The organism is Pseudomonas sp. BF-RE-22 (genome assembly GCF_019956155.1).
GTDB lineage: Bacteria > Pseudomonadota > Gammaproteobacteria > Pseudomonadales > Pseudomonadaceae > Aquipseudomonas > Aquipseudomonas migulae.
In genome coordinates, this window is sequence record NZ_JAHBDD010000009.1 from 65,254 (window position 1) to 77,612 (window position 12,359).

The window sequence follows — 12,359 nt, forward strand, 5'->3', positions numbered from 1 at the left end:
GCGGAACTCCGCACCTACTCAGTAAGCTGCACCGCCCAATAGAAAAGCCCGGGCGAGATTCGCTCGGGCTTTTTTTCGCCTCAAGAAAAGCAAAGGAAATCGCCCGTATGTTGGACGCCAATCTTAAAGCCCAGTTGAAATCGTACCTGGAACGGGTCACCCAGCCGATCGAGATCGTTGCATCCCTCGACGACGGTGCGAAATCCCGGGAAATGCTCGAACTGCTGAAAGACGTTGCCAGTCTTTCCAGCCAAATTACTTTGCTCGACAACGGTGACGACACTCGTAAACCATCGTTCTCGATCAATCGCCCCGGTGCCGACATAAGCCTGCGTTTCGCCGGCATCCCGATGGGCCACGAATTTACCTCGCTGGTGCTGGCCCTGCTGCAAGTCGGTGGCCACCCTTCGAAAGCCAGTGCGGAAGTGATCGAACAGATCCGCTCGCTCAAAGGCCAGTTCAGCTTCGAGACTTACTTCTCGCTGTCCTGCCAGAACTGCCCGGACGTCGTTCAAGCGCTGAACCTGATGGCCGTGCTCAACCCGAACATCCGTCACGTCGCTATCGACGGCGCGTTGTTCCAGGCCGAAGTCGATGATCGCAAGATCATGGCCGTGCCAAGCATTTACCTGAACGGCGAGATTTTCGGCCAGGGCCGTATGGGCCTGGAAGAAATCCTCGCCAAGATCGACACCAGTGGCGCCGAGCGTCAGGCCGAGAAAATCAGCGCCAAAGAAGCCTTTGACGTGCTGGTGGTCGGCGGTGGCCCGGCAGGTGCTTCGGCAGCGATCTACGCCGCCCGTAAAGGCATTCGCACCGGTGTGGCAGCTGAACGTTTTGGTGGGCAGGTGCTGGACACCATGGCCATCGAGAACTTCATCTCCGTGCAGGAGACCGAAGGGCCGAAACTGGCCAGCGCGCTCGAAGAGCACGTCAAGCAATACGACGTCGATATCATGAACCTGCAACGGGCCACCGCGCTGATCCCGGCGAAGAATCCAGGCGAGTTGCACGAGGTTCGCTTCGAAAGTGGCGCGACCCTCAAGACCAAGGCACTGATCCTCGCCACCGGCGCCCGCTGGCGTGAAATGGGCGTGCCGGGCGAGCAGGAATACAAAGCCAAAGGCGTGTGTTTCTGCCCGCACTGCGATGGTCCGCTGTTCAAAGGCAAGCGCGTAGCGGTGATCGGCGGCGGTAACTCCGGCGTTGAAGCGGCGATCGATCTGGCCGGTATTGTCAGCCACGTCACGCTGCTGGAATTCGACAGCAAGCTGCGCGCCGATGCGGTGTTGCAACGCAAGTTGTTCAGCCTGCCCAACGTCGATGTCATCACCAGCGCACTGACCAGTGAAGTGAAGGGTGACGGCCAGAAGGTGACCGGCCTGGTCTACAAGGATCGCGATTCGGGTGAGTTCAACACGGTGAACCTTGAAGGTATCTTCGTGCAGATCGGTCTGCTGCCCAACACCGACTGGCTCAAAGGCACCATCGAGTTGTCGCCTCGCGGCGAGATCATCGTCGATGCTCGTGGTGAAACCTCGATGCCGGGCGTGTTCGCCGCCGGTGACGTGACGACCGTGCCGTACAAGCAGATCGTGATTGCGGTAGGCGAGGGCGCCAAGGCTTCCCTGAGCGCATTCGATCACTTGATCCGGACATCGGCCCCGGCATAAACCGGACGCTGAAAACACAAAACCCCATGAGTGATCATGGGGTTTTTTGTATGCGCAGCAGATCCCTGTAGGAGCCGGCTTGCTGGCGATGGCGATTTCACTGTTACAACCATTGGGATGGCCGCCGCTTTGCGACGGATCGCCAGCAAGCCGGCTCCTACAGTAGGGCGGTGTGTTTCAGAGTGGCGCTGGCTGGATGATCTCGACCCAGTAAGCATCCGGGTCCTTGATGAATGCCAGGCTCTTCATGCGGCCGTCGTTCAGGCGCTTCTGGAAATCGCAGCCCAGCGCTTCGAAGCGTTCGCACGCAGCGACGATGTCCGGGACCGAGATGCAAATGTGGCCGAAACCGCGCGGGTCGGTGTTGCCGTTGTGGTAGGCGAAATCCGCATCGTTTTCGGTGCCGTGGTTGTGGGTCAGCTCAAGGATACCAGGGATCGATTTCATCCATTGGGTGCGGGCTGCGGCATCGACCGGGATCTGGTTCTTGTCGACCAGCGCCAGGAAATACAGGCTGAACTCGGCTTCCGGGAAGTCGCGCTTTTCCACCAGCGAGAAACCGAGGACCCGCGTGTAGAAATCCAGGGACTTGGTGATGTCTTTGACCCGCAGCATTGTGTGGTTGAACACGAAGCTCTGTGTCGCGGTGTCAGGTTGGGCGGTGACGCCTGGGAAGGTGTTCAATTCGTGCAGGCTCATGGGCCCTCCGGAAAATAAGTGGGGCTAACGAATGGCGTCAATGATACGCAAGGGCGCAGGCATCACCAAACCCAAACCACCCGCTATTGCCTGACAGGCGGACGAGGCTCAGACTTTATCGCTCAATCCGTGAGTATTCATTGCAATGATCCGATCCTGTAAATCGCTGTTCGTTCTGATTTTCCTGTTGTCAGGCGTTACCTGTGCTCATGCGGATGCCCCAATCGTGACCTGGCCAGATGGCTGGGAAGTCGAAGCGACCCCGCCAGATCAGGCCACGCCTCAGGTGTCCCGGCAGCGCGCGGTGAAAAACGATCAGGGCGGTGCGCCGTTGATGGTCATGGAGTTGACCATGACGACAGTGGAAAGCGGTCATCAGGTCAATCTGCAAGGTGTGCTGCTGGAAATGCGCAAGTCCGTGCAGAAGGACTTCTTTCAGGGCGGCTATCAAAGCGTGTGCAACAAAATCCATCCGGCAACGTTGAGTCGTCTGGCGGCACTGGAAACTACCTGCACCATTACGCAGAACGGACGCCACGTGCTTTCGCAAACATTGGTCGCGGCGGTGGATGCCGATAAGGCTTATGTTCTTTCGTACGCAGGGCAGGCAGAGGCTTACAAGGCAAGCCTGGGTGAAATAGAGGCTGCTCGTAACAGCTTGAAACTTTAGATAACGGTTTGCACGGTCGTGCATTTCGCAATGTTTAGATACCCAAAGGGATTAAGCACAAAGTTAGTCGATATGTAGCGAATTGATCGATTTCAATCGTTGCATTTAACAGGTATCCATAAAAAAAGCCCTGCTTGATGCAGGGCTTTTTTTGTCACCGCGAGTGCTTAGCCGCGAAGCCAGGAGTCAACGGTGGAAGCACCGTATTGTTCCTTCCAGGCTTTCAGGCCGCGGTGGTTGCCGCCCTTGGTTTCAATCAGTTCACCGGTGTGCGGATTCTGATAAACCTTGACCACGCGAGCGCGGCGGGTTTTCGGCGCGGCGGCCTGCTGCAGACCGGATTTTGCCGGGTTCGGATCGAGAATGGCGATGATGTCGCGCAAGCTCTTGCCGTAGGTTTTCATCAGCCCCTGGAGCTTTTCTTCGAATTCGATTTCTTTCTTGAGCCCGGCATCATTCTTCAGGGATTCCAGCTGCTTGAGCTGCTCTTGAAGGGCCTTTTCAGCTGCACGAAATTCAGCGAGTCTGGACAATATCTTTACTCCAATAGTGTGTTTGGCTGATACCAACCGCAAACAAAGCTATAAGCCAAGAGCCTTGTAGCGACTCGGTGATAGTGGCTCACCTGCCAATTTATAGCAGGCATGAAAAATTGTAGTAGTTAATGAGCAAAGAGTAAATCCTGACTTTTTCTTCATGTAACGAGAGTAGTCTTTTGATTCAATTTGGTGCGCATCGCCGTTGTCTCGTCGCTTAATGCCATTAGTTAATGGTGACTTAATGCCTTAATGAAGTCTTCACCGGGCATCGGCCGGCCGAACAGATATCCTTGCAGAAAGTTCACGCCATGGGCGGTGAGGTAGTCACTTTGCTCTTCGGTTTCCACGCCTTCGGCGACGATGCCCAGATCGAGCTTGGCCGAGAGTTCGATGATGGTGTCCAGAATGTGCCGGGAGAGGGCGTCGGCGCCGATCAGGGCGACAAAGCTCTGGTCGATTTTCAGGAAGTCGACATTGAACTGGCGCAGATAACCCAGGCTTGAATGGCCGGTGCCGAAGTCATCGATGGCGATCATCACGCCCAGCGCGTGAAGTTGCTCGAACAACTGCAGCGTGATGGCGGTGGGCTCGATCAGTTCACGCTCGGTCAGCTCCAGTACCAGGTGAATGGAGCCTGGCGCAAAGTTGCCCAGAAATGTCCGGCAATCTTCGACCAATTCCAGGTTCTTGCAGTGGCTGGCGGTGATGTTGATGCCCACGTGAAACGGGCTTTCGAATGAGGTCGACAAGGGCGCCAGCAATGCGGCGGTTTGCTGCATTAAAGAACGGGTCATGGGCACGATAAGCCCGGAGTGCTCGGCGAACGGAATAAACAGATCGGGACGAACCAGCCCTTCCTTCGGGTGCTTCCAGCGCATCAGCACCTCGGTGCCTGACCATTTCTTGCTGTCGCCATGAACCACCGGCTGAAAGTAAGGAATGAACTCCGCCGCTTCCAGCGCACGCTGTAGCTCGTGACTCGGCGATGAAGAGCGCTTCTGCAGAATGTGCCCGATGGAACCTGACACCACGCCGAAGAAGATCAGCAAGCTGAACAGCGGCGGATATTCGCTACTCATGTAGCGCCACGTTTCGCCTTCGGGAAATCCGGCTGTTACAGAGAACGCGTAGCGCGAGGAGCCGAGTCTGGTTTGCGCCACGGGCAAAGTGGGGAGGGGGTCTTGATGGAACTGGCCATCGGCGGTCAGCCAATGGGGGCCGACTTGCAGCATCAGTATTGTCGAGCGGCCGATCATGCGCAGTACGTTGCTCAAGTGATAACCGTCCAGCGTGCTCAGCGCGCCCTTTTTTCCTTCGCCGATGCGATACACCAACACTGCGGAATCGGGCGTGACCAGATTGCCTTTCATCAGTTGCAACGTGCCGTTGCTGTAGTCGCCTGCCTCGATTTTTTCGCGGAAGTCGCCGAACAAAGAACTGCAGTAATTGGTGTCGTCCCACACCAGATTGGTCGAGCGCACAAACGGACGGCGGGTGACTTGCTCGCGCAAGGCCAGATTGACGTCAATACAACTTTTCCCGGCCAGCGGCAGCAATTCGCGTGCGGCCTGCGCGGTGTTGTCGAGCATCAGTTCGAATTGGCGGATGGCTTCTTCGGCGGTCAGTCGGGTGCTTTGCTCAAGCGCGCGCTCAGCTTGCAGGTAAAGAATGGCGAACCCGAGCAACATCGGGAGCAAACCACTCAATACGGTGACAATAATCCGTCTGCCACGTTGGCGGCGGGTTTTTACAGTCAGTGGCATTTGCGAAACCTGTAGCGATGAAATAGGGCTCTCAAATGCAGGCAGGACAACGGCACGCCTCCCCAAAAGAGTTCGGTCAGAGGCCATGATAGTTGGCCTTTGTGGCTTATGCCGCTCAACGGTAGGCCAGGCTTGTGGCCAGTTTGATAAAGGCCAGTGCCGCCGGTGAGCTCTGGCGTTGGTCGAGCACGGCCAGGCCGACCTGGCGTGCGATCGCTGGCGATAGCGGTTTTTTCAGGTAGCGGTCGTCGTGATGCGTGGGCAGCGAGCCTTCGGCGACCACGGTCAAGGCATCGCCCCGGCCAACGGTATCCAGCGTGCTGAGCAACTGCGAGCAGCGATAACGGATGTTGGGCGTCAACCGCGCGGCACTGAACAAGCGGGACACCAGCTCCGAAGAGCCGGCCTCGGTCAGCACGAACGGGTCGTGACACAAATCGCCCAGGGTCAGGCTGGTGCGAGCCGCCAGCGGATGATGGGCGGGCAGCAACGCGACCATCTGGTCCTCGAACAACGCAAAGGTGTCGAAGCGCTCCTCGGGCAACACCACGAAGCCGATGTCGATGCGTCGCTCTTCCAGCCACTGGATCACCTGGCGGTCGGGGCCTTCATCAATGTGCACCTCGATGCCGGGGTGCGCGGCGCGGTAGTGCTGCAGAATCGTCGGCAGCAACTTGATCGATGAGGTCGGGCCGAACGAGCCGATGCGCAATGTGCCGCGTTTCATGCCGCGGGCATCCGCTGCTTCCTGGCGCAAGGTGTTGGCCAGCCCGAGCATTGCCCGGGCGCGCAACAGCAGCTGTTGGCCGATGTCACTGAGCTCGACCTGAGACTGATGCCGCCGCAGCAGCTCGACGCCCAGTTCCTGTTCCAACGACTTGAGGGCGTGAGACACCGCGGATTGAGAAATGCCCAGGCGATTGGCCGCTGCCGTAAAGCCGTGAAGTTCGGCAACGAGCGAGAAGATCTCCAGCTGAGTGAGGGTCATGAGCTTTTACTCATTTTACGATGATCGAATATTAGCGAAATGATACGCCATCGAATCGATCTGTCGTTCTGGAGACTTATGACTGCATATGAGCAAAGCCTGTCGGAGCCTTCCGATGTCGCGGTTTATTTCAAACTCGCGGCGGTCACCATGATTTGGGGCGGCACTTTCGTCGCGGGGCGGTTTCTGGCGGACAGCCTCAGCCCGTTGTTCGCTGCCAGCCTGCGTTTTTTGCTGGCCAGCGTGGCGCTGCTGCTGTTTCTGCTGCTCGCGCGCATTCCACTGGCCCGACCGAGCCCTCGGCAATGGTTGCAACTGGCGCTGTTGGGCTTTTTCGGGATTTTTTTCTACAACCTGTGCTTCTTCTATGGCCTGCACTACATCAATGCCTCGCGGGCGTCATTGATCGTGGCGCTGAACCCGGCCGTGATCGGACTGGCCTCGTGGCTGCTGTTCAAGGAGCGCTTGAGTCGAGCGAAAGTCATCGGCATCGCGATCTGCATTGCCGGGGCAAGCCTGGTGATTGTCAGTCGTCATCCGCAGTTGCTGGCCGGTCAGGCGGATGCCTGGTTCGGCGATCTGTTGATTTTCGGCTGCGTGCTCGGTTGGGGCATTTACTCACTGTTCTCCAAGGATCTGAATCAAACCCTGGGGCCGGTGCAAACGGTGACGTATTCGATTTTGCTGGGCACGGTGATGCTCTGGGTGGCCAGTGCCGTCAGGGGCGAGGTGAGTGTTGCGGCGCTGGTCAGCCTTGACCCGGCGCAATGGTTGAGCCTGATGTATCTGGGCGTGTTGGGCTCGGCGCTGGCGTATATTGGCTATTACGACGGCCTGCGCAAAATCGGCGCGACCCGTTCCGGGGTGTTCATCGCCTTGAATCCGCTGACCGCTGTCATCCTGGGTGCGTTGCTGCTCGGCGAGCAATTGACCCTGACGATGTGTCTGGGCGGCGGGCTGATTCTGGCGGGGATTTTCCTCTGCAACAAACCCCTTGCGCGAGCAGGGAAAAAGGGGATTTGATACAGAAGGCGGACAAATCTATTTACGCTGTGTAGAATCCGGTTACGCATATAAGAATAAATGGCTTCTGGCAGCAGAAGCCTCGCCCGTAATAGCCTTGGGTCGACAATGAAGAGTTTTGGGTTTCAATTGATCTACGGTGACTTCCTCGCGCGCAGCGTGCGGGGCATCTCCTGCGCGCCACCCGCCGGTCTCAGCATTGCCAGCAACTAACGATTCGTTAATTGACCAGAAAATGATGAGGCGCCGACCATGGCAGATTTATACGAAAACCCGATGGGCCTGATGGGCTTTGAATTCATTGAATTCGCATCGCCAACCCCGAACACACTGGAGCCGATCTTCAAGATCATGGGCTTCACCAAAGTCGCGACCCACCGTTCCAAAGACGTGCACCTGTATCGCCAGGGCGCGATCAACCTGATCCTCAACAACGAACCTCACAGCGTCGCTTCCTACTTCGCGGCCGAGCACGGCCCGTCGGTGTGCGGCATGGCGTTCCGCGTCAAGGATTCGCAAAAGGCCTACAAGCGTGCACTGGAACTCGGCGCGCAGCCGATCCACATCGAAACTGGCCCGATGGAACTGCACCTGCCGGCGATCAAAGGCATCGGCGGCGCGCCGCTGTACCTGATCGACCGTTTCGGTGAAGGCAGCTCGATCTACGACATCGACTTCGTGTTCATCGAAGGCGTTGACCGCAACCCGGTCGGTGCCGGCCTGAAGATCATCGACCACCTGACTCACAACGTGTATCGCGGCCGCATGGCGTACTGGGCGAACTTCTACGAGAAGCTGTTCAACTTCCGTGAAATCCGCTACTTCGACATCAAGGGCGAATACACCGGCCTGACCTCCAAGGCGATGACCGCGCCGGACGGCATGATCCGCATCCCGTTGAACGAAGAGTCCTCCAAGGGCGCCGGGCAGATCGAAGAGTTCCTGATGCAGTTCAACGGCGAGGGCATCCAGCACGTGGCGTTCCTCAGCGATGATCTGATCAAGACCTGGGATCACCTGAAAAGCATCGGCATGCGCTTCATGACCGCGCCACCGGAAACCTATTACGAAATGCTTGAAGGCCGCTTGCCGAACCACGGCGAACCGGTTGATCAACTGCAAGCGCGAGGCATCCTGCTGGACGGTTCGTCCGAGTCGGGCGACAAGCGTCTGCTGTTGCAGATCTTCTCGGAAACCCTGATGGGCCCGGTGTTCTTCGAATTCATCCAGCGTAAAGGCGACGACGGGTTCGGCGAGGGTAACTTCAAGGCGTTGTTCGAATCGATCGAACGTGACCAGGTTCGTCGTGGTGTGCTCTCCACCGACTAAGTTGATTCACCGATAAAACTGTGGGAGCGAGCCTGCTCGCGATAGCGGTCTGTCAGCCAACATCAATGTTGCGTTTGACGACGCTATCGCGAGCAGGCTCGCTCCCACATTTGTTTTGTGTGTCTGTTAAGGGCGGCGTTGTCGCATCATGTGCTTGAACCCTTCGAACATCAGCACCAGCACCGCCATCCAGATCGGAATGTAGGTCAGCCATTCCCCGGTCTTGATGCTTTCCCCGAGCAACAACGCAACGCCAAGCAACAGCACCGGCTCGACGTAGCTCAACAGCCCGAACAGGCTGAAGGGCAACAGCCGGCTGGCGATGATGTAGATCACCAGCGCCGACGCACTGATCACGCCGAGTAGCGGGATCAACAGTGACAGCCACGGATGCTGATCAAACACATTGAAACCTTGCTCGCCGGTCTGTACGAACCAGAAGGCCACCGGCAGCGTCAACGCCATGTCCAGCCACAAGCCGCCGAGGTTGTCCGTCGCCAGACGCTTGCGCAGGATGAAATACGTTGGATAGCCGATGCACACCAGCAACGTCGCCCAGGAAAAACCACCGACCTGATACACCTCGTTGATCACACCGAGGCAGGCAAAAAACACGGCAATTTTCTGTAGATAGGAGAGGCGCTCACCGTAGGCGAGCCGTCCGGTCAGGACCATGGTCAGTGGCAACAGGAAATAGCCCAGCGACACATCAAGGCTGTAGCCGTTGAGCGGCGCCCACATGAACAGCCAGAGTTGCACGCCCAGCAGGGCCGAAGAGGCGATCAGGGCGGCAATCAGTTTTGGCTGGGCGATGGCTCGGCGAACGAGCTCGACCACACGCTTCCATTCGCTGGAGACCACCATGAACACGGTCATGCACGGCACTGTCAGCAGCATGCGCCAGCCAAAAATTTCCACACCGCTCAACGGGTTGAGCAGTGAGGTGTAGTAATACATGACGGCAAACAGCACAGAGGCTGAAACCGATAGAGCGATACCTTTAGACAAACTGTCCTCGCGAAGTTGAACGTGAAACGGGGTGCGGAGGATACGTGGTTTTTGTGCTGAATATTGTCCGGATGATCAATATTTACAACACCCGACACCCTGTGGGAGCGAGCAGGCTCACTCCTACAGTAGTCTTGTGTTGATTCAGGCGTTGCGCGGTTTACGGCCCGACACGAAATGGCTCACGTCATTGAACCCTGGCGTGGACGCATGCCCCGGTGTCACCAGCGAGTCGATAAACGCTTCATCCTGCGCCGTGATCTTCACCGCCTGCGCCTTAGTGTAGGCATCCCATTGCTCTTCGGTACGCGGCCCGACAATGGCCGAGGTGACGGCGCTGTTGTTCAGCACCCAGGCAATCGCGAATTCGACGATACCGACGCCGCGATCTTGCGTGTATTGCTGGATCTGCTGGGCGATGCGCAGGGATTCGACGCGCCATTCGGTTTCCAGAATACGTTTGTCGGCGCGCCCGGCGCGGCTGTTGGCATCCGGTTTTACATCCGGCGCATATTTGCCGCTGAGCACGCCGCGCGCCAGCGGGCTGTAAGGCACAACGCCCAAACCGTAGTTCTGCGCGGCGGTGATCTGTTCGGTTTCGGCCTGGCGATTGACGATGTTGTACAGCGGCTGGCTGATGACAGGGCGGTCGACACCCAGTTTGTCCGCCACGCGAATGACCTCGGCGATGCGCCAGCCACGGTAGTTCGACAACCCCCAGTTGCGGATTTTGCCCTGGCGAATCAGGTCGCCGATGGCCGACACCGTCACTTCCAGCGGCGTGTTGTGGTCTTCGCGGTGCAGGTAATAAAGGTCGACGTAGTCGGTGCCCAGGCGCGTGAGGCTGGCATCGATGCCATTGAAAATGTGCTTGCGGCTCAGGCCGCTGCGGTTCGGCACACCGTCCACCGGGCCGAAACCGACCTTGGTGGCGAGCACCCATTCGTGGCGGTTGCCGGCGATCGCTTCGCCGACGATCTCTTCAGAGCGACCGTTGGTGTAGACGTCGGCGGTGTCGATGAAATTGATGCCCTGGTCCCAGGCCTTGTCGATGATCCGCAGGGAATCTTCGGTGCTGGTCTGTTCGCCGAACATCATGGTCCCCAGGGTCAGGGTGGACACCTGCAATCCCGAGTGACCCAGCGTGCGGTAGCTCATGACGAAATCCTTTTACCAGTGGGAAAGGCTCAATCAAATACCAGAACAACCGCATGGGGCAAACACAATTATTGCCCCCCCCCACAATCAAATGTGGGAGCGAGCCTGCTCGCGATTGCGGTTCAACATTCAACAGCTATGTTGACTGACACTCCGCTATCGCGAGCAGGCTCGCTCCCACAGGGGACAGGTGTCAGACGCGCAGGGTGCGGGTCATGCGCAACGCCAGCAGGCTGCCGCAGACAATCACGCCCGCCAGCAAGTACAACGCGGCATCGGTCGAGCCAGTAGTGTCCTTGACCCAACCGACCAGGTACGGGCTGAGGAAGCCGGCCATCTGGCCCATCGAGTTGATCAACGCCAGGCCACCGGCAGCCGCGCCGGCGCTCAGCAGTGCGGTCGGCACCGGCCAGAACATCGGCAGGCCGGTGAGGGCGCCCATGGTGGCGATCGTCAGGCCAAGGATGGCAATGGCTGGCGTGGTGGCGAAGTTCACGGCGATCAGCAGGCCCACTGCGCCCATCAACATGGGCACCACCAAATGCCAGCGACGTTCTTTGCGCAAGTCCGCCGAGCGGCCGACCATCAACATGAACACGGCCGCCAGCAGGTACGGGATCGCACTCAACCAGCCGATCACCAGGTTATCGTTGAAGCCCAGGTTCTTGATGATCGACGGTAGCCAGAAGTTGATCGCGTAGACCCCGCTCTGGATGCAGAAGTAAATCAAACCGAACGCCCAGATTGCCGGGTTCTTGAACACCGCCAGCAGCGAGTCGGTGGTGGTTTTCGGTTTGTTGGCCAGGTCTTCAGCGTGGTCGGCTTCCAGCACCGAGCGTTCGAACGGCGTGAGCCATTTGGCGTTGGCGTAACTGTCGCTCAGCAGGAAGTAGGCGAGGGCGCCGAGGATCACGGTCGGGATGCCTTGCAGCAGGAACATCCACTGCCAGCCGGCCAGGCCACCCTGGCCCGCAGCGAAGTGGTTGAGGATCCAGCCAGAGAACGGGCTGCCGAGCAGGCCGGACACCGGGATCGCCGACATGAACAGCGCCATGATGCGGCCACGGCGGAAGGTCGGGAACCACTGCGAGAGGTACAACACCACGCCCGGGAAGAACCCGGCTTCGGCCGCGCCGGTGAACAGGCGCAAGGTGTAGAACTCGGTCGGGGTGGTGACGAACAACAGGCAGGTCGACAGCGTGCCCCAGGTGATCATCATCAGCGCGATCCAGCGGCGCGGGCCGAACTTGGTCAGCGCCAGGTTGCTCGGTACGCCGCACAGCACGTAGCCGATAAAGAAGATCCCGGCGCCGAGGCCGTACACGGTTTCACTGAATTTCAGCGCGTCGAGCATCTGCAGCTTGGCAAATCCAACGTTCACCCGGTCGAGGTAGTTGAACAGGTAGCAGATGAAGATGAAGGGGATCAAACGCAGGGTAATGCGTTTGTAGACGGCGTTTTTTTCGTCAACGATGGCCTGGGTAGCGGCGGCGCTCTGTGACATGGCGG

At 58.3% G+C, this 12,359-nt stretch carries 11 protein-coding genes; 4 read left to right on the top strand and 7 right to left on the bottom strand.

Annotated elements, in window-relative coordinates; all coding sequences use genetic code 11:
• The first annotated feature begins 107 nt into the window (after window positions 1-107).
• Window positions 108-1,673, top strand: a complete 1,566-nt coding sequence (gene ahpF / locus KGA82_RS05950; RefSeq protein ID WP_223449928.1) for an alkyl hydroperoxide reductase subunit F — start codon at window positions 108-110, stop codon at window positions 1,671-1,673.
• A gap of 177 nt (window positions 1,674-1,850) precedes the next feature.
• Here the strand turns inward: ahpF and gloA are convergent, their stop codons facing one another.
• Complete coding sequence (gene gloA / locus KGA82_RS05955; RefSeq protein WP_223449929.1) at window positions 1,851-2,372, bottom strand: lactoylglutathione lyase; 522 nt, start codon at window positions 2,370-2,372, stop codon at window positions 1,851-1,853.
• 145 nt (window positions 2,373-2,517) lie between these two features.
• On the opposite strand from gloA, the gene KGA82_RS05960 reads away from it, so the two are divergent.
• Entirely contained in the window at window positions 2,518-3,042 is a 525-nt protein-coding gene (locus KGA82_RS05960) for a DUF4946 domain-containing protein (RefSeq protein WP_223449930.1), read from the top strand.
• A 167-nt stretch (window positions 3,043-3,209) separates the two neighbouring features.
• Here KGA82_RS05960 and KGA82_RS05965 read toward each other — a convergent pair whose 3' ends face one another.
• The 3 genes from KGA82_RS05965 to KGA82_RS05975 form a co-directional block, all read right to left on the bottom strand.
• Window positions 3,210-3,575 (bottom strand): histone-like nucleoid-structuring protein, MvaT/MvaU family, encoded by a 366-nt coding sequence (locus KGA82_RS05965; RefSeq protein ID WP_008031084.1) that lies wholly within the window; start codon window positions 3,573-3,575, stop codon window positions 3,210-3,212.
• 233 nt (window positions 3,576-3,808) lie between these two features.
• A complete protein-coding gene (locus tag KGA82_RS05970; protein ID WP_223449931.1) occupies window positions 3,809-5,344 on the bottom strand; it encodes an EAL domain-containing protein in 1,536 nt (511 codons plus the stop codon).
• A 115-nt stretch (window positions 5,345-5,459) separates the two neighbouring features.
• Complete coding sequence (locus tag KGA82_RS05975; RefSeq protein ID WP_207284410.1) at window positions 5,460-6,332, bottom strand: LysR family transcriptional regulator; 873 nt, start codon at window positions 6,330-6,332, stop codon at window positions 5,460-5,462.
• 78 nt (window positions 6,333-6,410) lie between these two features.
• Here KGA82_RS05975 and KGA82_RS05980 point away from each other — a divergent pair, with 78 nt between their 5' ends.
• Both KGA82_RS05980 and hppD read left to right on the top strand, forming a co-directional pair.
• On the top strand, window positions 6,411-7,355 hold the full coding sequence (locus KGA82_RS05980) for a DMT family transporter (RefSeq protein WP_223449932.1): 945 nt from the start codon (window positions 6,411-6,413) through the stop codon (window positions 7,353-7,355).
• 252 nt (window positions 7,356-7,607) lie between these two features.
• Window positions 7,608-8,684: a 4-hydroxyphenylpyruvate dioxygenase gene (gene hppD / locus KGA82_RS05985; protein WP_008031092.1), complete on the top strand. Its 1,077-nt coding sequence runs from the start codon at window positions 7,608-7,610 to the stop codon at window positions 8,682-8,684.
• Window positions 8,685-8,810: 126 nt separating this feature from the next.
• On the opposite strand, the gene rarD is transcribed toward hppD, so the two are convergent.
• The 3 genes from rarD to KGA82_RS06000 form a co-directional block, all read right to left on the bottom strand.
• Entirely contained in the window at window positions 8,811-9,692 is an 882-nt protein-coding gene (rarD, locus tag KGA82_RS05990; protein WP_192416230.1) for an EamA family transporter RarD, read from the bottom strand.
• Between the two features lie 144 nt (window positions 9,693-9,836).
• Window positions 9,837-10,850: an aldo/keto reductase gene (locus KGA82_RS05995; RefSeq protein WP_223449933.1), complete on the bottom strand. Its 1,014-nt coding sequence runs from the start codon at window positions 10,848-10,850 to the stop codon at window positions 9,837-9,839.
• 193 nt (window positions 10,851-11,043) lie between these two features.
• Window positions 11,044-12,354, bottom strand: coding sequence for an MFS transporter (locus KGA82_RS06000; RefSeq protein ID WP_008031098.1), 1,311 nt, complete (start codon window positions 12,352-12,354; stop codon window positions 11,044-11,046).
• Between the last annotated feature and the right edge of the window lie 5 nt (window positions 12,355-12,359).